The organism is Eisenbergiella porci (assembly GCF_009696275.1).
In the GTDB taxonomy this organism is placed as follows: Bacteria; Bacillota; Clostridia; order Lachnospirales; family Lachnospiraceae; genus Eisenbergiella; species Eisenbergiella porci.
Map to the genome: position 1 here is coordinate 1 of NZ_VUMI01000074.1, position 24,228 is coordinate 24,228.

Sequence of the window (24,228 nt, forward strand, 5' to 3'; positions counted from 1 at the left end):
TTGCGGGTACATAGGGCAGAGCCCTATGCCCTCGGAGAGCTTTCAAGTATCAATATCTGCAGTTTTCAAGGTTCTTTTGAGCCTATTTTTTTGACTCTTTTTTTTCATACATCATTTGACACTATCCATCACAGTCAGTTCCATTAATCGCAAGGTATTTTCAAGTGAAGTACAAAACCAACATTCCGTATCTCGAAATTTTCGTATCCTTCCATCCTGTAAAATTGGCTCTATGTTCTCTCTTTTCGTGTAGTGATAGAGCAAACCCTTTGGTTTATCAATTCTTTCATACGCCATCTCTTCTACCTGACTTTCTGTGGTGCGATATGCCAGTCATCCCACAAGTCCCCGGATATCTGCACCGAGTCGGTCAGATTCACACTCAGCATTCCATCCGGTGTCCAGCAGTCCAGTAAATAAGTGTAGACCGTATAGGTACCATCCGGCATCCAGATAGGTGTAAAGTGTGTCCTTCGGTTATAGGTGGAGTAATGGTTATTTTGAAATTCAAAGCCTGCATGGTATCCGCTTCTTGTTCTCTCCAGTAATCTCCAATAAGTCTTATAATAAAACTCCGGGAAATAACTGACTGCGGTCTGTGGCGGTGTGGTTGCCGAAGACTGGCTTGTGGATGCACTGGCATTTACGCTGATGTTCACGCCATATCCACTCTTGATGGTAGTTTCCGTAGCTGTCGGAGATTTCTCATCCGTACTAAGGTTCATGGTTGCAGATAAAGATGCGGAGTATCTGTCTAAACTGTACTCCCACCAGCCTTCGTCCACATACTCTCCCTCGTCTTCCCAATATCCGTGACTGCTTTCACAGTCCTCCGGGCAGTCTTCTGTATGAGAGCCGGTCTTCCACTCCCAATCACTATGCCATACCCATTTTTCTTTCCACCAAGGCCTCCATACACTCCATGATGCGGATGTCTTCTGCGGATTTGCCGGGACAATGGCATTGCCTGCATTGTAGGAATCATTTCTGTCATCGGCTACCGGATTGGGCGGTGGATTCTTATCGAGGTCTACGATATTCACAGTAATGGTTCCCTTGCTGGGACTTCCTCCTCCACTGACACTTACGCTGATTGTGATGTGCTGCTCTGTGGACGGGGTATGCCATTTTACCCACACAAGCTGCTGTCCGTCTTCCGGATAATACACATTATTTACGGTGTAACTCCTTCCGAGAATACGAAAAGTCACACTCACGGGATGGTCGGGATCGCTCTGTCCTCCGCTGACCGTTACGGCTGTGACCACATCGGTATTTACCCGGTACTCATAATCTGCCGCTATCACTTCCGGTGTAATCACCTCATTAAAACGCACAATACCAAGTCCTAACGAACCGATAATCTCATCATCGGATACCTTCTGGTTTTTCCCGCCACTCCAAGCAGGGTATCCCAAATCGGATGTTTCAAGGAACATGGCAAGTGGGAGGTTTTTATGCGTCAGCGAGGTTAGTTTCTTTCTTACCATGCCACCCCTGACTTGGTTATACATAGCGGCCTCCGTTGCGGTAAAGGCTGTTCGCACTCCTTCAAAAGTCACATAGGCAATAGGCTCCAAAAGCAACTTATAATCTCCACCTATCAAGGTGTCGTAGTCCATCCCCACATATCCTGCAATGCTTCTGATGACCTGCTCGTCCGTAAAATAACTTTTAATCGCGGCTAGGCTTGCACTTCCTGATGATGTGGGAATAATTTTAGGCAGGGACTGTGCAGGAACATAATAATCATACCCTCCTACTTTTGCAGAAAGACCTGCACCGCCTCTGTAATCAGATTTGCATACCTTTCCAAAATGCACCTTAATATCGCTTGGATTTCGATTTGTCAAATCAATGGATGCAGTTACCGCACTTCCATCACTTGCACTTACCACAGTAACTCTGACTCCTTCGTCTCCTGTGTTCCAATAGTTTGTGTCCGTTCCTTCCCCTAATCCTCCACCACCGTTGTCAATGTTTCCCTCTCCTTCGGCATGCACCGTCATGGGTGCCAGTGTGGATACGATTAACAGAAAAGTCAGAACCCATAGTTTAAATCGTTTCATGTTGCCTCCCTTCAAATGCAACGAGCCACCTGCTGTTGCAAGTGGCCCAGTGCATGAAAAAAGCACAGCCTTTTACTGTGCCTTTCTCCGTATCATTAATCCATGATACCTACCCTATTTCCGTTCTCATACATGTCATCTGCATTCGTTCCCGAACCTGCACCCTCATCCGGCAGCCATCCAAAGCCTTCCACATATACCATTCCATCTTTGTCATCTCCGGTTTTCGGTGTGTCATCCGCAGGCGGTGTGGTATCCTCCGGCTTTTCTTCCGGCTCCTCATCATAGACAGGCTTGGTATCCGGATTCGTGATGTCCGTATCATCGGTTACTGCTGGCGGCTCTTCCGGTTTTTCCTCTTCTGTCTTTTCCGGGTCCGGCTGGATTTCCTGTGTACCGCTGTCTACCGTATTTTCTGCTTCTGCTTCGATGACTAACTCTTTTGTTTCCTCTATGCTTTCCGCTTCTTCCTGCACCTGCACGGTTTCGTCTGTATCTACCACAATCTCCACCTCATCCTTGACTTTGCTCTCCTCCGGCAAGGTCTGCACCGGCTCTTTATAAAGAACCCTGCTGATTCCGAAGACCGCTAAAATGCACACGGCTGCAAGTCCTGTAATAATAAGTGTTTTCTTTGTCTTATCTTTCATGGCAATCCCTCCTGTATGTAATTTTTCAAGTTTCTTTCGTAAAGCGGACATTCGCAATCCGCTTCGCTACTTGCTCATGAACGCATGCTGCTTCGCAGCTTGTTATGCGTTCAAACCACAACCTATCACACAACTTTGTGAAAGTCTATCAAAATGTAATAAGTTGCATGATATCTGTAACATCTTACTAAAATTTCTCGGTATACGCTGCCCGTACCTTTAGATTTATTGACATATTTGTGATGATTTTCCCTGCAAACCGCATCGGCACTTCCAGCCGTATACTGGCATCTGCATAATAAGAACCACCACCTGCTCCAAGGGCATTATTTGGTATGGATACGGATAGGTTGCTTAAGCGGTATTCCTGCTCTCCGCCGTTATTTATCCGCACATACCCATTTCCGTCCTCCTCCAGTCCCAGCAGAAAACTCATTCTCCCATAGATATCTCCATAGTCTACGGATGCTGAGAACGCTTCTCCATCCGGCTCGTATCCTGCGGCATATCCTTCCCTTACACTGTGGTAAACCTCGTTATAATTGTCATTGACGGTGGATATTACTGCCGATTCCATCGCATCTTTAATGCCTGCGGCTGTAATCACAAGACGCATATACTCAGATACTCCGAGAATGATTAACAGCATGCATATGGTAACTGCTACCACCAAGGGAAACATATTTCCCCTGCGGTCTTTTAACAGGTCTATTGTTCGTTTTATATATTTTCTCACTTCCAATACACCTCACTTTTGCCGGAGGCTCTTGCCCGGATGGTTATCGGGAACGAACCAAAATTCCCGAACAGCCCCAAGTCCTTTTGTATGGTAACCGTCACTGTTACCTCTTCATTTAATTGCAGATTCCCGGTACTCGACCACTGCACGGTTGGATGAATACCGGTTCTTTCTTCCAACACCCTCTGTCTGTTTGAGGTTTCACTTCCTACCCTTCCGCTGATTTCGGCCTCCCTTACCAGCTCATCTGCAAAATTGTCTACCTGCATCTTTGTGATAAAGATGGGAAACAGCCTAACTCCAAGAGCAATGACTAACATAATGCAAAGCACCATAACTGCCACATCAATATATCCCTCTCCCTTTTTATCACAAAGTATCTTTCTTATCTGTTTCATGCGCACCTCCTAAAATAGCGTACCCATCGACTTGATAATCTCGTAGATGATGATGGCGAAGTAGGTTGCCAGAAAACACATCAGCATGGCAAAAGAATACACCCTGATTTTGGGTGGTATCTTGGCTGCCTTTGCTTTCAGTCTCTGAAGCTCCGCCTGTTTAAAGTCATGGGTTAACATCTGGAAGTACACGGCTCCGTCATCTCCTCTTAAAACACCGATGAGTCCCCTGACCACATCCGATAACTGTGGGGAATTGAGTCTTGCCTCAAAACGGGTTAAGGCTGCCTCGTAGCTGCTGGAGCGCATGTCCGCACACACAATATCCAGTTCCTTCCGAAAGGCTGCACCTGCATTTTCCTTGTAATGCTCCAGCATGGAAAGCACATCCCTGCTGTTTTTCAGTTCCTGTGTGATGGTGGATACAAAACGGTATAATTCCTCCTCTATCTGCTCCCTTTTCTCCCGAAGCATTTCATCGGCTTTCTGAATTTCCTTGTAGTACACCATAATTCCTAACAGTATCACAAACAAAGCAGCCAGCGGAAAGATATAGACTGCCGGAATGATTAAGAGAAAAACACTTCCTGCCTTGATATACGCATAGGCTGTGTAAACCTCCGGTGTCATCCCCATTCCCGATGCCTTCAATACGCTGTTCATACGGCTTCTTTTGTAATCATTGATTCGGATATAAGGTGACAGTTTAACTGCTCCATCCAAAAATAACGCATCCATTGTCTTCGACAGCTTCTTTCCTTCCCTACCCGTATCCATCATGACCTTGCTGGTCTTTAAGGTCGGCAGACGTAAAAGTCCGGCAAGCAGCAGAAAGAGACCTACAGAAAAGGTCAAAAACACACAAAATAATATCAGATTCATACTGCCTCCTTTCTACGACCTGTACTCTATCGGTTTTGTTAATCTGATTACATGGGCTGTGGATACAAATATAATAATGCCTGCAATACTAAGCATTATCTGCCCCACTACCGTGTGCATCAGCGTATGATACCAGTCCTGATTTAAAAAATACAAAAGGGGAATGTTACCCACAACCAGCACAACCATTGTGATGAATTCCTTTCTCGGCTCCATAACCATGTACTCCAGTTCCGCATTTACAATACGCATATCGGACAACTTGGCCACAATGGGTGTCAGTGTTGTCTTTAACGACCTGTCATACAGGCAGGCTTTCAAGGCATCCACCCACTCTTTAAACACATCATCGGATATCCTTGTTCTAAGTTCATCCAGTGCCGCCTCCAAGTCCGGATCAATCAGACGGATTCTTGACACAAAATCCTGAAAGATGTTCTTTACCGGCGGATTTAAATACTCCAGATTTTCCTCCACCGAAGTTAAAATATCCTCACTTCTAAGGTAGGCTGTGGTAATGATGGATAGCGCGGTTTCCAGTTCCGCAGACACATCCTTTTTGAAATGGGATGCGGTCAGCTTGATATACCAGAAAGGCAGGAACATAAATCCTACCGCTAACACCGGCACTAAAAAGAAATTGCCAAGCATGGCTGCACCTGCGGCTCCTGCAGCAAACAAAAGCAGGGATACCGTACACAGCATTGGGAAGGTATGCACTCTGTCCGTTGCTTTTAAGATGCTCTGCACCTCTTCGATTTCCCTGCGGAAAAAGGACTTTTTCTTTCTCTGTGTCTGTTCTAAAATCTCCTCACGGATGCCTTTGGGTCCGTCCAGAAGTTTTGTGAAAATATTACCGGTGAAATCCGTCAGGCTGATGCCAAACAGCAGAAAACACCCGATAATGACACCGATACATGCTACTACCTGTATTGCTATCATGCCCTCTCACCTCCCCCTGTAATACGGTTTAATACCTCCTTTGGCATTCCGTTTTCAAGAAACCTCTTTTTCAGGCTCTCCGAAATACCACATATCTTTTTATGGGTACCATTGATAATGAATTTATCACCTTCCACCCGGTTTTCCGTAATCTCATAGCGGAACAGGGAATTAAAATGTCTCTTTCCGTCCGGGGTAATCTCGCACTCCATGATTTCCATCAGCCTTCTTTTCTTGTTCTCAAGCTGCTTGGTAAACACTACGATGGGAAATGCCTCGGTTACCAAGTCCATCAGCACCTCATCATCCATATCATATTTTCTCTTACACAGGGTTCTCATTCGGCTGTAGGTAGATTCACAACTGTTACTGTGAATAGTGGTAAGCACCGTATGCCCGGTTCTTGCAGACTCCTGCGCGGTATATGCTTCCGAGCTTCTCATCTCTCCCACACAGATAATCTCCGGGTTGAAACGTAAAGCCATATCAAGGAGCATATCCTGGTCAATGTTCTGCTTTTCATTTTCGCTGAATCTGGTCAGGGTATGAATAACACTGTTTACTACCTTTCCATCCTTTTCCCTTACCAGAGCCAGCTCCCTGCTTCCGTTTTCAATGGTAAAGATACGCTTGTTATCGGGAATGGTGGTAAGAAGCCACCCTGCCAGTGTGGTCTTGCCGGAACTTGTGGCACCTGCCACACAGATGCTGATACCATAACGCAGACACTCTGCCAGAAAGTCCAGCATTTCATCCGTAGCAGTTCCTCCATCTACAAAGTCACTTTTTTTGAGGCTCTGGGGATTTACAATTCGGATGGAAGCTGCAATACCCACATCCTCATCCACAAGGGGTGTTTTTAATACAGCAATACGGATATTTTTACTCAAATGCCCAAGAACAGCCGGGGATGCATTGTCAAGCACCATGCCGGACACATGGAGCATTCTTCGGATGACATTAATGGCATGCTCCGGAGACTCAAAGTGTTCCTCCATCTTCTCACATCTGCCATCGCTGTACTGTACCTCAATATCCCTCCATGAGTTGATATCGATTTCTTCAATGCCTGTTCCGAATATGTACTTGGTTAAAAAGGAAAACTCCGCCATTTCTGTGTAAAGGTCATCGATTAATTCTTCTCTTGTCTTTCCCTTTACAGTGATGCGGTAATCAGCAATGTACTTCGCTATGTATCTTTTGACCTGCTGTTTTACCTCATCGTTCCCGCCTTCCACCATGAGGGTGGAATACTTGCTGGAGATATATTCCTGCACTTCCTTTAACACATCGGAGAATGCCCTGCCTTTTTCCTCCGGGGAAAAAAATAAATTCTGATTATTTCCCATCATACACCGAACACCTCCCTGCTGATTTTTTCAATCTCTTTCCGAAATGCCCTGCTCTCCTTTAGTCCAAGTTCTGCCAGCATATCCCCCTCCAGATACTGTGTTTCCACTTCCCTGCTGTGGGGAATCTGAAAAGAAACAGCGCCAAGCACCTGTTCCATATGGCTGCTTGCCTCCTGCTGTTTTACATTAGAAGCCACCTTAAGCTGCTTGTCCGCATCCCATTTGTTGTCACGTAATAGTGGTAACTGTGAAGATAAGTAACTGATGGACTTTAAATCACAGTTTACAAGTCTAAGCACGGTATCTGCTTCCATCAGTGCCACCGCTGACAACACATCCGAAGCAATGGTGCTTCCGCAATCAATAATGACAAAGGGAGCCACCTCTCTTGCCTGCTCAATCAGTTCCGCAGCCTGCATCTGGTCATATGGCGGATAGGTGAACACGTTCTCACCTTTTAACATCCCTACCATGCTCAAATAATCATTCTTTCTGTAGAACATACAGTTTTTCTTAATCAGATTTTCTGTTACATGGGTGGCAGCAAGGATACTGCCCAAGGACTTTTCTCCTTCCAAATCCCCGGCTGCACAAATACAAGGCAGAGGGGGCGTAGTCATATCCGCAAAGATTAACAATACATTTTTCTTTTTTCTGGCAAGATAATCTGCCAGTTTTACGGAAACTGTGGTCTTGCCGGAGGATGGACTTCCCCATACAGCAAGTACACCACCCTGTACATCCGGCTGTTCTTCATCATATCCTGTATTTCTCGTAAACAGAGAGTTCTGTTTAAAGTTCACGTTCTATTCCTCCCCATCTGTAGTTGTTTCTTCTTCCTCTGTAATTTCCTGACTGTCTGCATTCATAACAGGCTGACCGTCTTCCGTTTCGGATTCCTCTCCCTCCTGCATGGCTGCTTCTTCCTCTGCTATCATCTCATCCAGCACCTGATCCTGTGCTTTGATAAATTCCGATGCCTTATCTGCATCTCCACGGAACACTAAGGACAAATGAATTTCTCCCTCGGCTTCTAATCTGGCGAGGAGTCTGCTCTGTTCCGGTCTTACCAGAATGGTTACCGTGGACGGAAGTTCTTTTTCTTCCTCCTCTGTCATTTGCTCCCCGGTGTTGGCATCATAGCCGGACTTGGCTGTCACTGCGATAACCTCAACATATTTCAACTCTGCCGGGATAACAGTCTCTCCACTGCCCAGATAGTCCGGTGCAATGACGGATACAATATCCCCACTCTTTAATTTGCCGGATAATCCTTCTGCAAAAGTATTGATGGTAATGGACATGGCCTGCTTTTCCCCATTTAAGCTGTAAAGGTATTTATTCTCTGCGGCAGGTTCCTCAGAAATCTTATCCGTGAGAATGTAATCTCCTGCATACACAGTTGTAGTCAGATACTTTCCTTCCACATCTGCAATATTTCTTATCACGTTCTCCGGCAGGTTATGATTTCCTACCTCTACCTCATTCACCATGTTTCTTTTAATCTCTTCGCCCTCATTTACCTGCTGGTTGAAACGGACAATAGTAACCTTCTTGGATAAACCCGCATTGATAAGGGGTGTAATGGCAAAGCAGATAATCAATGACACTGCAATGCAGAAAATCCCCAGCACAGTTCTGTTTTTAAATAATTTCATTCCACGTTTCCTCCTAATAATTTGTTCTTACCTTTGTATATTTTTTGCGGTTCTTAAATACCGCAGCCACCACACCTGCAATGGCTGCCAGAATACCCACTACTACTAATTTCTTTTTCACAACTAACCTCCAATCTGAATGCCTATAAGCATTCCAAACAGTAAGAAAGGAACAAGCGGATATGCCTGCTCCTTCCCTGCTCCTCTATTCTCTTTTCTAATTCTTTTTACACACTGTCCTGCAGCATGAAAGATAAGTAATAGCAGAAGTCCTGTGATAAGTCCCATAAGAGTTCTCCCAAACCCAAGCACCAATCCGCAGGCACCTACTAATTTGATATCGCCTCCTCCGATGCCACCTGCTGTTACGCCAACAATCAAAAGCGGCAACGCCACCAAGAGTCCTGCTAACTGCACAGACTCCGGTGGTATCAGACTCACTCCCATAAGTAACAGCGGTATCCAATCCGGAATCTCTCTCTTTCTGATATCAAGGATTGCCGCCAACAACAGAACAGTAAAAAAGAAAGTGAGCCTGACCACTGATAACATCCCCTACATTCCCATGCTCATGCCGGGAGCTTCTTCCATATCCATGTCTTCTTCCGGCTCGTCCACATCCAACACCGGTGTAAGAATATTATCCTGATAGGCTTTCTCCACCGCCTGATCAAACTGCTGCTTCATGGACTTGTCCGCAAAATATACAGAGTCCTTATACTGCTCCGTATGAGGCATCTTGGTTCGGGGCATGGTTACGGTAAGACCATAGTCATCCTCCTTAATTTTCACATTACGGATAGTCATCATGTTCCCCACCTTCACATCCGCTGTGGCAAGCACACCTCTCTCCGGGTTATGCTCTGTAATGGTAACCTCAAAGGGTACCTGATGTTCTGTGTTCTCCATATTCTCTGCGTTGTCGGTATTTACCTGTGTAGTTGTTCCTCTAGGCATATCTTCTTCCTCCATTTTTATCATTTTCTTTCGACTTGGAAAAATGCCTGTTCTTTGGCATTTTTCAGTATGAGACATAGAAGTTCTTTGCGAAGCACCCTCTGGTGCAAGCAAAAATTGCTAAAGCAATTAGAACTTCTTCTCATACTTTAGCCTGCGTAGTTAAACATTTCCTGAATTCTTCTGGTAAGGGTAGGCATTACCACATCTCCGAAGAGAGCATACAAACCTGCAAGCAAAAGGGCGCCGATTACCACCGCAATCAAAATCTTAACTGCGGTATCCACATAGTTCTCTCCCTTCTTATCCTTCAACAGATTTACAGCCTTTGCTGCTGTTACCTTCATGTTGCCTGCTACCTTATTCATCATCTTTCTCATTGATTCTTCCTCCATAATTGTTTGATTTTTATTTTGTTTCCTGACTTAAGTTACATTACATTCCGGTCATGTCCATTGCCTGACCTTCCGGCGCCTGCTGCATTTCATGATGCTTTGCCATACTGTTCTGGCTCTGTGTGAGTGCCTGCTCATAGGCACCAAGAACCGCATCGTTTAACTGCTTTCTGCATTCCGGTGTGATAGGGAAACAGATATCCTTGTAATCGTTTCCTACCTTGTAGCTGGGCATGGATACAAATAATCCATTTGTCCCTTCAATAATCTTGACTCCCCTGATGGCAAAGGCTCCGTTAATGTTCACACTTGCTGTGCCTTTGATTGCATCGCTGGGTTTGATAGACTGAATGCGCACATCAAAATCAAGAGGCTGTGTCTGCTTTGCCTGTTCGGACTGTGCTTCGCCCTGTACATTCTGCTGATTGTTTTTTGTTCCTTTTCCTGCCATATTCTTCCTTTCCGCCTCCCGGCTATTCTGATTAAAATACAATTTCCGCAAAGCCTTTCGGCTCTACATAAAAGTAGCGGCTTGCCTTCTCATCTGAAAACTCCACCACATCGGATATGGATAATGCATGTCCTTCAAAGTCTCTTGGCATCCTTCTGCCAAACTTCTCCCAGACATCTTCCAGACTAAAGGTATCTACCTCTCCCTCATAAACAAGCGCATATTCTTTCTGCTGTGGTTTTTCAAAGCCTCTTTTTTCCCTTTCTGCCAGACTGATAAACCGCATCATGAAAGGACTGTCCTGTTTAAGCTGATAGATTCTTATCCTCCTTCCTTTGGCTGCTTCCACTGTCACTTCCATCCCTCCACCCTCCGACAGACGGTCATAGACTCCTGACCTTATCTCCACTGCCAGATTTTCTTTCCCGGACAGGTAAGCAATGATTTCCTCTTTATCAAAAATGGAATCCAGCACTACTTTTCCCTCTGACAGATAACCTGCCGGATTTCCATAGTAGATAAGGATTCCATCACGAAAATATATGTTTTTCATACTGCTTCTCCATTCATATCCCACGAAGATATGGTATCAACTGATTATTCAGAAACGCATTGTCTTCGCAATACAGAAATAATTTCGACAGCCCAATTAAAAACGGCTCTCCCTCTAACGTGTGGATTGTGATAATGCTCCCTTCCTTACAGCTTTTAATGAAATCTGCAATGGCTATCAGATTTCCCTCCACCAGCGTTTCACTGACCTTGTCATCCTGAATTTCAAAGGCCTTGTATTTACTCTTTAGCAATCCGTTCCTCCTTCCTGCTGTGCAAGTTTCAAAATTCTCGCAGCAAGTGCCACCTGCTTTTCATAGCTCATGGTCTTTACGGCTGCATGTACATAAGCCTCCACAGCTTCTGCATCCTGCTTTCCTACCTCTAAAATGTCTACTTTGGATATGACAATCTTCCCGGAGTTTATGGAAACCTTTAAGATATCCCCTTTCTCTATCTCCGCTTTCTGTCGCATTTCAAGAGGTATCAGCACTCTGCCCTTTTCATCCAACAATTTATACACCGGCTTTTTCATCGCTTCCCTCCTCGGTCATACGCAACACAATGTTTACTTTTTCTCTGGGAATACCAAGCTCCGCACAAATATCCAACAGTTCCACCGGAACCTGCTCTGACTCCACATCCTCTGTAGGCAGAATGACAATCTTTCTATCCAAGCAGACAATATCCAAGTCTGCATCCAAGGGAATATTTGCATCTGCAAGCAACTGTGGCGGCAGTTTCAACTCTGTTTCCCCTCTCTGCAGCTCCTCCAACGGATTTTCCCCTGCTCTCCTTAACATAAATTCCCTTGATTCATTCCGATAATCCTTCTCCCCTGCAGCAAGATAAATCAGATTTACCTCCTCTCCAGTATGTATTCCTGTCTGTGCAAGCAGTACAGCGGGAATTTCAATACAGCCTTTCTCATTCAGCACTCCTGTTATCTCCACTAACTGAACCATTTTCGTCCTCCTTCCTGCTACTGCCATGCCACACAGAAGTCTTCTGCTCGTCAAACATTTCAAACAGATTCATCTGCATTGGCAGGCTCTTTCTTCTTTCTTCCATGTCATAGTTGGCTATCAGCACCTCCGGAAACTCACTTCCATTGTCATAGCGCTGTGCCAGATTGTTGATTCGTGTCACCGCTTCTATCTGAAAGTCCTGATATAATTCCCTGATATACTCGCAGTCATTGTAAGAGACCATAAATTTACCCTCAATACCTGCCAGCGTATCACGGAGCCTTACATGGTCTTCTTTGCGGAACACTACTTCATAATGTCCTTCTGTTTCAAAATACGGCGGATCGCAATAAAAAAAGGCATTCGGTCTATCATACTGACGGATGAGTGCCTCAAAATCTTTATTTTCAATCACGGTATCTTTTAATCTTCGGTTTGCCTCCCAGAGAATGGTAAAGGTCTTTCGGATATCAAATGGCTGGCAGCCATAAGAGGTGCATCCACTTCCATAGCTGTAGCGGATAATCTTATAAAAGGCCGCCGCCCGTTTTACATCCCCAACCACTGCACGTTCTTTAAGGATGTCACAAATTTCCGTTGCCTCCGGCTCTTTCAGAAAATGAGTTGCTATCTCCAGTTCCTCTGCCAGATGTTCGCTTTTAAATTCTTCCATCGACAAAAACTTTCGCAGAGTCACAAACTCATCTCTTGAGTTTAAAGGCAGGAACGATAACTCCTTTAACAGAGCCATTGGTCTTTCCTTGACACAATAAAAGAGGTTTGCAAGATTGGAATTAAAATCGTTGTAAACCTCCATACATTTATCCGGCGGCTTTCCAAACAATACCCAGCCGCCTCCGCCAAATACTTCTATGTAGCGGTCATAAGACTTGGGCATGCGTAAATAAATCAAGTCACGGAGTGCCTTCTTACCGCCTACCCAACTGATGATACTATTCAATTACATTCTGCCCTCCTTTACTTTGGTCCCTCCATCGTCTGAGACTGTCCGGCAACCAAATATTCATCCACCAGCCTGCGGATATCTGCAACGGACTCCGGCATATCCGTAAAGTTTACATGATGGTCACGTTCCACAAGGGGAGTGTACCAATAATCGTAGGGGATGTAATACTCTTTGATGGCACGCTTCTGTTCCTCTGTTAATTCAGCATGTCCCTGTACCAATGGACCTCCCGGTGATAAAAAGGTAGTTCCCCAATGCTCTCCTGATGATTCCAAGTCCAGTGTTACCAATGCAAGAGCCTGTATGCCGGATTCCCTTCCTCTTACCACCGCAGGCATCGTAACCATTCCATACTTTTCTTCCACATATCCTTCGCCATACACTTCCTCGAATGCCTGATGCATGGCAAGCAGTTTTTCTGCAGCATAGGATGTATTTTCACTGTTGCAGGACATATTTAAGAGCAGGAAGTCTGTCTTGCCCAAGATTTCATTTACCTTGTCAATAAACTCCTGCTCTTTCTTTTCTGAGATTTTATCCTGTTCGGTAATAATGTCGAAGCGGTCTTCCTCTACATTTAACGCAAGACAGCTTCCGTTCTCCCACTTCATATGGATTTGCCCGATATCATCCACATGGTCAACGATACCCCGACTGCCCGGTGGCACTGTAGTTTCTCCTGCCATGCTGTAAAGATGAATAGGCGTGCCTTTGGGATACTTCTGCTTAATATACTCAATCTCTTCTCTTTTTAACATGATTCTCCTTCCTCAATTTCCTTGATTCTCTTTTTCAATCTGATTCCATCCTTGACACCCTGTAAGTATAATTGCTCCTGCTTGATACAGCTTATGTCAAGAATGCATCCTACCAGCTCTGAAATCAGTTTATGCTCTTTGGAATTTGCCCCACCAAATTTTTCATGCACCTCTTTCCACAATGCAATCTCTTTCTGTGCCAGTTCCTTTGCATCCTCACGCTGTAAAATATCATGCCGGTAACTTTCAACAAGTTCCTGAAAAAACTGATAAAAAATATCTTCTCTTCCCTCCATAGTCCTGTTCCTCCTTCCGTTTTGTCAGGACACACAATACTACAGACTTCTCAATATATCCAGCACAATATTTTTAACAGGACATATTCATTCCCTGTACCTGTCCTCCCATCAGTTCTTCCTCGGTCATGACATTCCAAAACTTCTCACTGTTCCAGAAACTCACATAGATTTCTCCGTCTTCCACTGAAATCGGATGCTGTTCAAAGCCTTCGCCCCAGCCATCACTCATCTGCCCGGTCCAGTATTCTTTCAATACTTCAACGTCATGCTCGGTCAGAGGTTCCGCAATTTTACACTCCAGCACACCATACAATTCTCCATCCACAATTTCTACCTTGGGATGTGCCGACATGACTTTTGCTGCCACCACCAGACTTCGGTCAAAGTAATGCATGAGCCCTCTTGGTTCTTCTCCCACACAGTATTCATTTTCAATAGCCTCTGCAATCTCTTCTGCATACGGCGTCAGGTCACTGCGATATAGGTTTCCCTGCTCACAGCCATCCTCATATAAGTTTGCTGTCAGCGGACTATAAAGTTTAAATGTTTCATAGCAGCCTTCATCAATTTCCAACGGATCGGCAAACTCTCCATTGTACTGCTGGTACTCCGAAAGTTCTCTGGTGGCTCCCACAAAGCCATTTTCCACATAACCACTTTTTACAAGTGTCCCCTGCCTTTTGTCTGCGGCAAAGGCAGCGTAATTTATATGAGGGAGCAATAACTCGTCCACATCGAATAACCCGGACTCCTCCACCATGTACTTTCCATACTCTTCATCGTTATGTACGAAAGGATTCACTTCAAATTCCCCAAGCAGATTTGCAATGCTTGTTACCTCCGTAAAGCTACTGAACCCGGTAAATTCCACCACCATTGCGAGCTGTGTCATCTGTACTTCATCAAACCGTTTTACCGCCTGGCACATTTCATTAAACAAGGTCAGTGCTTCCACACAATCAATGTCTTCCGGCATCGGCACGAGGATATCCGGCAGGCGCAGGTTATGTACATCCGTAACCTCCATTTCCCAGAAGTCCATGACCTGCAACCTCTCTTTTACCTTATTCATGGAGCAGATATCGGTTGGCAGATATAAATATTCGGTATCTCCTGCTTTGTTCTGCACCTCGATAGCTGCCACGATTTCATCAGAGGCAAAGTATTCCGGAAAGGTTTTTCCGTTGTATACTTCCTGCATTTCAAAACCATGCTCCACAAATACTCCATAAGGTAAGACTTCCACACGGCTTTCTTTAAAGGTCTTTTCTGCAAACTGTATGAAGTTAGTCTGCTGTTTTTCCTCTTCTGACATTGCCAAAAACTCATCCATGTAAAGGCGTACCCCTACCTCTCTGGCATCTGAAAAATCCGTAATCAATGAAAGCCCCTTCATACTAAAGGTCAGGTTAATCAAATCCTGCATAGTTCCTACACCGTAATCATCGGCATACGCTGACAAAACTTTTCTTTCATATTCCGTCAGACTATCCATCCTCTTAGCAAAGAAATTTACCTCATCCATGTTTACGGTCTGCCCCTCGAATTTACAAAGAGGATTATCTTTCTCTAATACTTCCACCAGCCTACACATGGGAACGGTATCTTCAATGCCGATTCTTTTCATCTGGAAATTTAATTCCGCATCTGACAAGGGCAGTTCGATACCTTTTCTTCCACCGCTTAATACCTTAATCCGCATTCCACACCTCCTGCTTTACAATATCCACTCCACATTTTTCAATCACAAAAGCATTCACGATGAGCCTTAGTATCTCGTCTGCTATCAAATCTCGGTCTGTCAGTTCCGATAAGCGGATATGCTTGGTTCCGTTATAAACATCTTTGGCCGCATGGAATAAAATATACTGCTCCAGTGTCACGCCACCAAGCCTTACCCTGTCAAAGTAAATCCCGGTATCCAAAACATTTTTGCAGACCTTATCCCATAATTCCTCATCGGCAGACAACAAAAAGACTGCGGCAGCATATCCCGGTGCATACTGCAAGGTCTTTGCCCTCTTTCCCATTAACAGAGAATAAAAATCTTTTCTGTGCTTTAGGTTACGGAATATCATCTCCTTATCAATTTCACAAAAGATTTCATCCACTCTTTTCTTCAGATGCTCTAACTGCATTCTGCTGATAACACAATCCACAATCTCAGAATAATTTCCCCGGCTTTTCCACTCCACCTCATCCATCACACAGATACCATATCCTCTCGGTCTGTAACCCGGCGGCTGCTGCATCTGTCTTTCCAGTACACGAAGTCCGGGACTTACACAAAATAATTTTGACATCTCCACCTCCAAAAAAATAAGGCGGCACCTATTTCATTTCTAAAATAAGTACCGCCTCGCGTTCATTCCTACCCATATTCATTTTTAACTTTGCTTACCACTCCCTCCTGCGTTTTTTCTCCAAATCACTCCCAAAACCACTTTTTTACCCCTATGCATCTTTAAAAATGGGCAAAAAAATCGGGCAAAAACTAGCCATTTTTCAGCCTAATTTTTGCCCTCAAACCACAACATCTTGTGGTCAAACCCTACTTTTTCTTCTCTTTTCCACAATACTGCATCATTATCACGCACTCAACGTGTCCGCTCCATGGAAACATATCCACCGGCCAAACCTCCTCTGCCCGATACCCCAACTTCCTAAGCACCATCAAATCCCGCCCCAACGTCACCGGATTGCAGGAAATATACACAATTTTCTCAGGTCCAAGCAATGCTGCGCTTTGCAGAAACTCTTCCGTGCTCCCACTCCGAGGCGGATCCATCAGCAATACATCCGCCTTAACGCCTTCCTCAGCCATCTGCGTCAGGAACTGTCCAGCATCCGCTTTATAAAAACGCACATTCTTAATCCCGTTTATTTTGGCATTCACAATAGAATCCTTTACCGCATCCGGATTCAGTTCCACAGAAATCACATTTTTTGCCTTGGAAGCGGCAATCAGGCCAATCGTTCCGATTCCACAGTAAGCATCGATTACTGTTTCTGTTCCCTTCAGACCAGCCAACTCTATGGCCTTCTTATACAGTTTTTCCGTCTGGACCGGATTAATCTGGTAAAAAGAAGCCGGGGAAATACGGAATCTGCAGCCGCACAAAACATCCTCAATATAGCCTTTTCCATAAAGGACCTGCTGCTTGTCCCCCAATATCAGACTGTCAGTACGCGTATTTACATTCTGAATCACTGTAGTGATTTCCGGATGAGCTTTCAGCAATGCATTCGTAAAATTCCTTTTTGAAGGAAGCACCGGTGAGGCTGTAACCAATACCACCATAACCTCGCCGGTGGCAAAGGCTCTTCGTACCAAGACATAACGCAGCAGTCCGTATCTGGTATCCTCATCATAAACCTTAATTTTAAAAGACTTCAGCATTCCGCGGATCGTACCGATAATCCGGTCTGCAAGTTCATCCTCTATCAGACAGCGCTCCACCGGAACTACATTATGGGTTCCTTCCTCGTAAACTCCAGATACGGGATTGCCTTTTCTGTCTCTGTCAAAAATTGCTGTTACCTTGTTTCTGTAATTCCATGGATTCTCCATGCCGATAATCGGATTAAAATGGCCTTTCAGTTCAGGGCATTTTTCCAGTTCCTGCCTGACAAAAGCTTCTTTTTTCTTCAGTTGCTCTTCGTAGGACAGGTACAGATACCTGCAGCTGCCGCACTTCTTTTCATATGGACACTTTGTTTCTCTTCTGCCGCTTCTTTGGGCTATATCACTTTTTGCATCTACCTCATATTTTTTACTCACAGACTTATTTCTTTGATCGTACTGTTGTCTGCCAGAGGATTTATCCTGACCAGATGTATATTTTTGAGAAACATTTTTTCCATATGCCGATTTTCCTGACATATTTCTACCGGCTACAGATTTCCCGTCCGTCGATTTTCCTGATATAGTTCTACCAGATACAGACCTTCCATCTGCTTTACCGTATATATTTCTCCCAGCAGCAGATTTTTCCTCCTCATCTTTATATTTCCCTGCCGAAGTCCTACCTGCCGCCCCTCTTCCATCTGAAGGCCGTCCGCTCATAATTTTATCCTTCCTCACCTTCACCCTCTTACTAACGCTATCCTTCCCAATAAAATTCTGTGCCGCCACATTACTGCTTTTACTATCGCTACTTATATCATCCCTGCTTTTACCAACTCTGACTTTACCATCCCAGTTCCCCTTTTCTCTCCTTTTACCATCGCCCCTGCTATTTCCCCCATTTTTATATTCCCTGCCCGTCATCTCATTCCCGCGTTTCTTTTCCATCGTATTCTTCACCCTTCAATTGTTTAAAAATCTCTTTATATTCCGAACCGTAAATACTGCCTTTTCTCCATACAAAATAAAAATCATGCTCCACGCTGAAATCCTTCAGCCTGATTTCGCGCAGAATGCCCTGCTCAAGCTCCTGGCGGACCGCCGCCTCATAGAGGAAAGTGATTCCGCGGCCTTCGCGGATCAGGTATTTCATGACCTGGAGATTGTTTATTTCATGGATTTTCCGGAAATCTCTTACTGCCAGGTTTTTTCCCTCCAGTATTCGTTCCAGGACCTCTCTTGTGCCGCTGCCCTGCTCTCTGATGAGAATGGGTTCCGAAAGCAAATCTTCGGTGCGGAGCAGTTTTTTTCCCCGCGATGAGGCCTGCAGATGGTAGGCAGCGCCAGCTACCGGGATGTATTTTTCGGTGGAATATATCTGGTAGTCGTAATCTCCGCCCGAAAAATAACCTTCCACCAGCGCAAAATCCAGCTTTCCTTCGTCAATAGAGCGCAGCAGGTCCGTTGTGTTGGCCACAGTGACATGGACGGTGGCTTCCGGCTCGTTCAACATAAAACGGTTGAGCATAAAGGGAAGCACGAACTCGCCAATGGTCATGGTTGCCCCCATATGCAGACTGCGGCCCTCCGCGCCGGCCCTGGCCATCTGTTCCTTCAGAGCGCACTCGTCGTGGCGCATGGTCAGGCCCGCGCTCTGAAGAAGCCGCCCGGCTTCGGTGAGCACCATCTTTTTTCCCTCGCTGATAAAAAGCCTGGTGCCATAGTATTCCTCCAGATGTCTTATATGCTGGGATACCGCTGGCTGCGTAATGCACAGTTCCTCCGCAGCTTTTGTATAATTCAGATTCCGGCATACCGCCAGAAAGGTTTCCATCCGAAAATCCTGCATGAGCTCTCCTTTATCTCTTACCGGAGCTGACGGCCGTCTGCCGTCATTTCCCCTGAATTTCTGCTTTCTTTATCATAACATAGCCTTATGAAAAAAGAAATTGTTGAATTGGGGCGAATCAAGGGGAAAAAATTATGTTTCTTTTTTAATTCTTTTTTTCTCAGACCCGTATTGACGGATTCCCTTTGTTAAGACTACAATGAGTAATATATTTTTATGATAATAACCAACGGTTCGGGTAGCTGCGTATTACCGTTGTTTCTGAATACAGAAGACTGAGGGAGGTTTTCCATGATTAAATTGATCTGTTCTGATGTGGACGGCACGCTTGTGCCTGATGGCGGACATGAGCTGAATCCGGAATATTTTGACCAGATACGGCGTCTGAAAAAAGCCGGAATCCTTTTTGCCGCAGTATCCGGACGTTCTTATTCGAGCCTGAAAAAACTGTTTGCTCCCGTAATTGATGATATTCTTTTTATCTGCGATAACGGAGCTCGTACGATTTATCAGGGCGGCCTGCTGTCATGCTATACAATCCGACATGAGCTGGCTATGGAGCTGGTTTGGGAAATTGAAGCGCTTCCCGGCTGCACGACCTATATTTCCGCACTGAAGGACGGGTATGTAAAAGAAGGCGCCGATGAGCTTTACCGTTGGCTGACAGAAGGGTATCAGCTGGATATTACCAAGTTGAGGAGAATGCCTGAGGATTTGCCTGCCGATGACGGAATTCTCAGCGTGGAGCTGTATCATCCCACGGCAGCTGAGGAAATCGCACATCAGGGGTTGTATCAGAAATGGCATGGACATCGGGAGCTGCAGCTTGTGTGCGCTGGAAAGCAGTGGATGAATTTTACGCCGATTAATGCGGATAAGGGGATTGCGCTTTCCGAATATCAGAACATGCACGGAATTTCACCGCAGGAAACCATGGCCTTCGGCGATAACATGAATGATGCCAGCATGCTGCTGCGCGCGGATTACAGTTATGCCATCGGGAATGCAAGAAAGGAAATCAAAGGTCTGACGCGTTTTGTCGCAGATACGAATATGAATGATGGTGTCCTTCAGGTTTTACGTACGATAAAATAAGCAATAGTAAAAAGTCAAGACCACCGGCTTAGCCGGTGGCTTGCCCCGCCCCTATAAGGGGCTATTACCTGCTTGCGCCCGGAAGGCGCACTGAAGGTCTGCCAACTGCACCACATTTTCAGCCGCCCTTAAAAGGGCGCTTTCAGTGCTTCCTTATTCCGGCGCAGCCCCAATAGGGGCTTGCTGGTTTGCTTTGATTTGCTACTACCGCTCCAAGCGGTTTATTTTTTGTTTTTCTTTACCGGCTCACCCGTAAACGGGTCGATATACTCTACTAACGACATCTGGTCGTATTCTAAATCCTCTTTTAGCTGATTTTGGATATACTCTTTGATTGCCGCTGTATTCTTCCCTACTGTGTCTACATAATATCCTCGACACCAGAAATGCCTGTTTCCGTACTTATATTTTAAATTCGCATGCTTTTCAAATATCATCAGCGAACTTTTTCCTTTTAAGTACCCTATTATTTCTGATACTGAATATTTTGGGGGTATCCTTACCAGCATGTGGATATGATCCGGGCAACATTCTGCTTCGATTATCTCTATCCCTTTTCTTCGGCACAATGTTCCTAGGATCTGCCCCACATCCGCCTTGATATCCTTATATATTACTTATCTCCGGTATTTTGGTGCAAAAACTATGTGATACTTGCATTCCCATTTCGGTCGAGTAGATAAGGGGGATTTCACCCCAAACCTCTCACGGAACCGTACGTGATACTCTCGCATCATACGGCTCTTGTCATCATTTCACTGGCATGTAGCCGACTTTCCAATGGTAGAACATCTCCGGATTTGACATTGCTATACGATGCAGCAAATGCTGTGCTTTTGTCAGAGATCGTCTGACTGATTTCCGAGTCTCTTCCAACCATCTTACAAGCTTCAGATTCACATAATTAATTCCTTTACGGAATGCCTCACTGGGGCAATATCTCCCAAAATAATTGTACCAGCCACGAATAATAGGATTTAGTCTTTTTGATACTGCTACTATGTCTGTTGTATTGCTGTTCTGTATCTCTACCCGTATCTCTTCCCTAAAGGCTGTTGCAGATTCCGCACTTACCGCCGGTGTGAACCCCATAAAGTACTGTCCATTCCTGTTCTTTGTCAGCCTTGGGCGAAAACTGTATCCCAGAAAAGTAAACGATGTAATCTCACCATCTATCTTCTCATTATTTCTTTGGCAATAGACAATCTTGCTTTTCTCCGGATGAATTTCCAGCCCACACATCTGCATTCTTTTCTTTAGCATATCAAGTACATACTCTGCCTGCTTTCTGGAAACACAGTGTATTATCCCATGATCTGCATATCTTTCCCATTTGCACATCGGAAACTCTCGGGTTATCCACCTGTCAAATGCGTAATGCATATACAGTCCCGATAGCAGAGGACTGATAACACCACCCTGCGGAGTCCCTTTTTCGCGTTCCTCTACCGCTCCATCCAGCATGACTATTGGTGCTTTCAAACATCTTTCAATATACAGATTAACCTATTTTTCTTTTGAATGATAATTTACAAACTTCATTAAATACTCATGATTGATGTTGTCAAAGAGTCCGACGATATCAAACTCTATCACCCATTTCATCCTGTAGCATCTTTCTCTCGCTATGCCTACCGCATCAAGTGCAGATTTATTCGGTCGGTATCCATATGAATCTTCATAAAAGATTGGCTCTATATGTGGTTCTAGTCTATTTCTTAGTACCATCTGTGCTACGCGATCCTCTATTGTTGGTATACCCAACAGGCGAACTTTTCCATTCTTCTTTGGTATTTCCACACCTCGCACCGGTTTTGGAAAATATGTGCCAGAAGACATTCTGTTCCAAAGAGTATATAGTCGATTTTTCCAGTTCTTTTCAAACATTTCGAAATCCACTCTGTCTACACCTCCGGCACCCTTATTAGCTTTTACCGCTTTGTATGCACTCAGAACTTCATTTTGTGTAATCTGAAATGATTTCCCCTCTTTCACGATATCCTCCCATTACTGGTTGTATGTTAAAAGAAGTTACGATGACAGAATCCCTTCGCTCCGCTGACATTACATCAGTTTCAACGCTACTACGAATTCTTCCGCACCTGTCATGCACATCCTTACTTTCATGTTCACAAATATATTAGCTTGCATTTTTCATTTAACATTGCATGACAGGACTCTCCTGTTCCCTTTATGAGCCTGTTATCGCATTCCTGTAACCTCAACACCGACAGCCACCCATCCAGTAAACAGGTTTCCGATAGGTTCCTCCCGTCATTCACACAAAACAACGGTTTTGACTGCACTTGTTAGTCTTAACGATGCTTCATCAGTTCTTCACTTTCGTTCAGCTCTACGATACACAACTGACGATTTTTTTTTCGCCTTTTCTTATACGCTCAGCACCCCGGATTTTGCCCGGAGCACCTATAAGTGTTTTGCAACCTCCACCTGTATGGCGATTGCGGAGGGCCCTCCTCCATCTCACACAAAGAACATTGCCTTTACTTTATAGAAAGTAGTGGCATTCAGGACACACTATGAGCTAAACTGTTATTGTCCATTCTTTGGACCTCCTGTGCTTTTTATTTGTGGTTTTGCAGACCCACATTTATTCTAGCACAGGAGCTCATACTTATATCTAAAGAACTTCTCTCCCCCTGCATAGCAGGGGGGTTATTTTTTACTGTGACACAATAAAAGCCTGAATACCTTGATTTTTAAGGTATTCAGGCAATAAAAAAAGCAGATAGCGGGAATCGAACCCGTCTCTCCAGCTTGGGAAGCTAGCGTTCTACCGATGAACTATATCTGCATGTATTGAAGTATATCATATGAAATCCGAATTGAAAAGAGGGAATTTTATTTCGTTCATAAACGGCTTTTATATCAAATTAAATGCATTAGAAATAAATGTATTGCCAATTATCGTATTGAAAAGGCTCATGCATAAAAATTCCCGGCAGATAATGATATATTCCCCTGCGGGCAGACAGTGAAATGAAATCCTGTTTACCCGCAGGGGAGCTTTATTATTACCGAAAAACCCTTCGTTATCCCAGGTTCTCCTGAATAAATTCACTCAGCACATTGGTATCCACAAAAGCTATAGTATTTTCCAGATCCTTTATCCGCTTGTCCCGAAGCAATCTTATGGCAAGCTCATTCAGATACTTTTTGTCCAAAAAGGGGGCTATAACATCAAAATCATGACCGCCTCTTTCATATTCTTTTTCAGTAATTTCCTGAAGGACTTCCCTTGGAATAAATGGCAGAATATCCTCCACTCCGGCAAGTCCATCATTTTCATAAATCATGCCTGCAAGCTCACCCATGCTGCTTCTTTCTATAAACGGCGCAATATCTTCTATATTTTTTCTGTCTGCTATCATCATTTTTGCGGTATCGACGATAACCTTCTGCTCCAGGAACGGAGCCGCATCCTCGATATCATCATACCTGCCGTTTTCAGCCGCCCTGTATGCCAGCTTATTTATCGTATCCTGGTTAATGAAGGGCAGCAATTCAGTCATTTCTCCCAGTTCAAATTCCTGCTTTGCATCCTCCACAATTCTTTCAATTTGAGCCGGCTGTAAAATAGGGGCAGCTTCCTTCAGTTCTTCTGCAGCTACCAGCGTATTTCCTAAAAATTCCTCCATATCTCCCTCAATTATATTGGAAATCAGCTCCGATTTTTTCCCCAGCAGTTCATCAATACTAATGCCAAACAGCTCCGCAAGCTCAGGCAGCTTCGAAATATCCGGCATGGAGTTTCCCGTTTCCCTTAGTTAAAGATATTGTTGGGTATCTCAAGATGTGTCATTCGATTTTGCCGATAAAGCGGTAGAAGATTTCCACTTCCTGTTCCCGGCTTCCGTCCTCACTTTTGACCGCTTCATGG

At 44.6% G+C, this 24,228-nt stretch carries 28 protein-coding genes, 1 tRNA gene and 2 pseudogenes; 1 reads left to right on the plus strand and 30 read right to left on the minus strand.

What is annotated here, in order from left to right; genetic code table 11:
• Nucleotides 1-302 precede the first annotated feature (302 nt).
• The 24 genes from FYJ45_RS26655 to FYJ45_RS26770 all read right to left on the minus strand — a co-directional run bounded on the left by FYJ45_RS26655 (nucleotide 303) and on the right by FYJ45_RS26770 (nucleotide 19,232).
• Complete coding sequence (locus FYJ45_RS26655; protein WP_154468057.1) at nucleotides 303-2,069, minus strand: hypothetical protein; 1,767 nt, start codon at nucleotides 2,067-2,069, stop codon at nucleotides 303-305.
• A gap of 95 nt (nucleotides 2,070-2,164) precedes the next feature.
• Nucleotides 2,165-2,719, minus strand: coding sequence for a DUF6550 family protein (locus tag FYJ45_RS26660; protein ID WP_154468058.1), 555 nt, complete (start codon nucleotides 2,717-2,719; stop codon nucleotides 2,165-2,167).
• 187 nt (nucleotides 2,720-2,906) lie between these two features.
• On the minus strand, nucleotides 2,907-3,455 hold the full coding sequence (locus tag FYJ45_RS26665; RefSeq protein WP_330588841.1) for a hypothetical protein: 549 nt from the start codon (nucleotides 3,453-3,455) through the stop codon (nucleotides 2,907-2,909).
• A complete protein-coding gene (locus tag FYJ45_RS26670) occupies nucleotides 3,452-3,856 on the minus strand; it encodes a DUF4320 family protein (RefSeq protein WP_154468059.1) in 405 nt (134 codons plus the stop codon). The genes FYJ45_RS26665 and FYJ45_RS26670 overlap by 4 nt, the downstream gene beginning before the upstream one ends.
• A gap of 9 nt (nucleotides 3,857-3,865) precedes the next feature.
• On the minus strand, nucleotides 3,866-4,738 hold the full coding sequence (locus FYJ45_RS26675; protein WP_154468060.1) for a secretion protein F: 873 nt from the start codon (nucleotides 4,736-4,738) through the stop codon (nucleotides 3,866-3,868).
• Between the two features lie 12 nt (nucleotides 4,739-4,750).
• On the minus strand, nucleotides 4,751-5,680 hold the full coding sequence (locus FYJ45_RS26680) for a type II secretion system F family protein (RefSeq protein WP_154468061.1): 930 nt from the start codon (nucleotides 5,678-5,680) through the stop codon (nucleotides 4,751-4,753).
• Nucleotides 5,677-7,029: an ATPase, T2SS/T4P/T4SS family gene (locus tag FYJ45_RS26685; protein ID WP_154468080.1), complete on the minus strand. Its 1,353-nt coding sequence runs from the start codon at nucleotides 7,027-7,029 to the stop codon at nucleotides 5,677-5,679. The genes FYJ45_RS26680 and FYJ45_RS26685 overlap by 4 nt, the downstream gene beginning before the upstream one ends.
• Nucleotides 7,029-7,835 (minus strand): AAA family ATPase, encoded by an 807-nt coding sequence (locus FYJ45_RS26690; RefSeq protein WP_276924768.1) that lies wholly within the window; start codon nucleotides 7,833-7,835, stop codon nucleotides 7,029-7,031. Before FYJ45_RS26690 ends, FYJ45_RS26685 begins: the two co-directional genes overlap by 1 nt.
• Nucleotides 7,836-7,838: 3 nt before the next feature.
• Nucleotides 7,839-8,690 (minus strand): Flp pilus assembly protein CpaB, encoded by an 852-nt coding sequence (gene cpaB, locus FYJ45_RS26695; protein ID WP_154468062.1) that lies wholly within the window; start codon nucleotides 8,688-8,690, stop codon nucleotides 7,839-7,841.
• Between the two features lie 123 nt (nucleotides 8,691-8,813).
• The gene (locus tag FYJ45_RS26700; RefSeq protein ID WP_154468063.1) at nucleotides 8,814-9,242 is read right to left on the minus strand and encodes a prepilin peptidase; all 429 of its coding nucleotides are present in this window, start codon (nucleotides 9,240-9,242) and stop codon (nucleotides 8,814-8,816) included.
• 3 nt (nucleotides 9,243-9,245) lie between these two features.
• Complete coding sequence (locus FYJ45_RS26705; RefSeq protein WP_154468064.1) at nucleotides 9,246-9,647, minus strand: septation protein SpoVG family protein; 402 nt, start codon at nucleotides 9,645-9,647, stop codon at nucleotides 9,246-9,248.
• Nucleotides 9,648-9,796: 149 nt separating this feature from the next.
• On the minus strand, nucleotides 9,797-10,027 hold the full coding sequence (locus FYJ45_RS26710; RefSeq protein WP_154468065.1) for a DUF6133 family protein: 231 nt from the start codon (nucleotides 10,025-10,027) through the stop codon (nucleotides 9,797-9,799).
• Between the two features lie 55 nt (nucleotides 10,028-10,082).
• The gene (locus FYJ45_RS26715; protein ID WP_154468066.1) at nucleotides 10,083-10,493 is read right to left on the minus strand and encodes a SpoVG family protein; all 411 of its coding nucleotides are present in this window, start codon (nucleotides 10,491-10,493) and stop codon (nucleotides 10,083-10,085) included.
• A 31-nt stretch (nucleotides 10,494-10,524) separates the two neighbouring features.
• Nucleotides 10,525-11,046 (minus strand): YodL domain-containing protein, encoded by a 522-nt coding sequence (locus FYJ45_RS26720; protein ID WP_154468067.1) that lies wholly within the window; start codon nucleotides 11,044-11,046, stop codon nucleotides 10,525-10,527.
• A gap of 13 nt (nucleotides 11,047-11,059) precedes the next feature.
• Nucleotides 11,060-11,299 (minus strand): hypothetical protein, encoded by a 240-nt coding sequence (locus FYJ45_RS26725; protein ID WP_154468068.1) that lies wholly within the window; start codon nucleotides 11,297-11,299, stop codon nucleotides 11,060-11,062.
• On the minus strand, nucleotides 11,293-11,580 hold the full coding sequence (locus tag FYJ45_RS26730; protein ID WP_154468069.1) for an AbrB/MazE/SpoVT family DNA-binding domain-containing protein: 288 nt from the start codon (nucleotides 11,578-11,580) through the stop codon (nucleotides 11,293-11,295). The genes FYJ45_RS26725 and FYJ45_RS26730 overlap by 7 nt, the downstream gene beginning before the upstream one ends.
• On the minus strand, nucleotides 11,561-12,010 hold the full coding sequence (locus FYJ45_RS26735; protein ID WP_154468070.1) for a hypothetical protein: 450 nt from the start codon (nucleotides 12,008-12,010) through the stop codon (nucleotides 11,561-11,563). Before FYJ45_RS26735 ends, FYJ45_RS26730 begins: the two co-directional genes overlap by 20 nt.
• On the minus strand, nucleotides 11,973-12,974 hold the full coding sequence (locus tag FYJ45_RS26740) for a DNA adenine methylase (RefSeq protein ID WP_235931030.1): 1,002 nt from the start codon (nucleotides 12,972-12,974) through the stop codon (nucleotides 11,973-11,975). The genes FYJ45_RS26735 and FYJ45_RS26740 overlap by 38 nt, the downstream gene beginning before the upstream one ends.
• Nucleotides 12,975-12,991: 17 nt before the next feature.
• Nucleotides 12,992-13,738: a DUF4314 domain-containing protein gene (locus FYJ45_RS26745; protein ID WP_154468071.1), complete on the minus strand. Its 747-nt coding sequence runs from the start codon at nucleotides 13,736-13,738 to the stop codon at nucleotides 12,992-12,994.
• A complete protein-coding gene (locus FYJ45_RS26750) occupies nucleotides 13,732-14,034 on the minus strand; it encodes a Fe-S metabolism protein, SufE family (protein WP_154468072.1) in 303 nt (100 codons plus the stop codon). Before FYJ45_RS26750 ends, FYJ45_RS26745 begins: the two co-directional genes overlap by 7 nt.
• A 73-nt stretch (nucleotides 14,035-14,107) precedes the next feature.
• Nucleotides 14,108-15,739 carry a hypothetical protein gene (locus FYJ45_RS26755; RefSeq protein WP_154468073.1) on the minus strand — a complete coding sequence of 544 codons (1,632 nt, stop codon included), beginning with the start codon at nucleotides 15,737-15,739 and terminating at the stop codon, nucleotides 14,108-14,110.
• Nucleotides 15,729-16,340 (minus strand): hypothetical protein, encoded by a 612-nt coding sequence (locus FYJ45_RS26760; protein ID WP_154468074.1) that lies wholly within the window; start codon nucleotides 16,338-16,340, stop codon nucleotides 15,729-15,731. Before FYJ45_RS26760 ends, FYJ45_RS26755 begins: the two co-directional genes overlap by 11 nt.
• Nucleotides 16,341-16,588: 248 nt before the next feature.
• The gene (rlmD, locus tag FYJ45_RS26765; RefSeq protein WP_235931031.1) at nucleotides 16,589-17,920 is read right to left on the minus strand and encodes a 23S rRNA (uracil(1939)-C(5))-methyltransferase RlmD; all 1,332 of its coding nucleotides are present in this window, start codon (nucleotides 17,918-17,920) and stop codon (nucleotides 16,589-16,591) included.
• Between the two features lie 388 nt (nucleotides 17,921-18,308).
• Nucleotides 18,309-19,232 carry a LysR family transcriptional regulator gene (locus tag FYJ45_RS26770; protein WP_154468076.1) on the minus strand — a complete coding sequence of 308 codons (924 nt, stop codon included), beginning with the start codon at nucleotides 19,230-19,232 and terminating at the stop codon, nucleotides 18,309-18,311.
• Between the two features lie 291 nt (nucleotides 19,233-19,523).
• On the opposite strand from FYJ45_RS26770, the gene FYJ45_RS26775 reads away from it, so the two are divergent.
• Nucleotides 19,524-20,327 (plus strand): HAD family hydrolase, encoded by an 804-nt coding sequence (locus tag FYJ45_RS26775; RefSeq protein WP_154468077.1) that lies wholly within the window; start codon nucleotides 19,524-19,526, stop codon nucleotides 20,325-20,327.
• A gap of 221 nt (nucleotides 20,328-20,548) precedes the next feature.
• Here FYJ45_RS26775 and tnpA read toward each other — a convergent pair.
• The 6 genes and pseudogenes from tnpA to FYJ45_RS32875 form a co-directional block, all read right to left on the minus strand.
• Nucleotides 20,549-21,061 (minus strand): annotated as a pseudogene (tnpA, locus tag FYJ45_RS26780) (IS200/IS605 family transposase).
• A gap of 16 nt (nucleotides 21,062-21,077) precedes the next feature.
• On the minus strand, nucleotides 21,078-21,419 hold the full coding sequence (locus FYJ45_RS31200) for a group II intron maturase-specific domain-containing protein (RefSeq protein WP_235931032.1): 342 nt from the start codon (nucleotides 21,417-21,419) through the stop codon (nucleotides 21,078-21,080).
• A 54-nt stretch (nucleotides 21,420-21,473) separates the two neighbouring features.
• A pseudogene (locus FYJ45_RS31205) lies at nucleotides 21,474-22,214 on the minus strand (reverse transcriptase domain-containing protein); the annotation flags it as partial.
• A gap of 857 nt (nucleotides 22,215-23,071) precedes the next feature.
• Nucleotides 23,072-23,142 (minus strand) — tRNA-Gly (locus tag FYJ45_RS26790).
• A gap of 238 nt (nucleotides 23,143-23,380) precedes the next feature.
• The gene (locus tag FYJ45_RS26795; protein ID WP_154468078.1) at nucleotides 23,381-24,094 is read right to left on the minus strand and encodes a hypothetical protein; all 714 of its coding nucleotides are present in this window, start codon (nucleotides 24,092-24,094) and stop codon (nucleotides 23,381-23,383) included.
• A 52-nt stretch (nucleotides 24,095-24,146) separates the two neighbouring features.
• A partial coding sequence (locus FYJ45_RS32875; protein WP_154468082.1) for a DUF4368 domain-containing protein occupies nucleotides 24,147-24,228 on the minus strand: 82 nt, incomplete at its 5' end.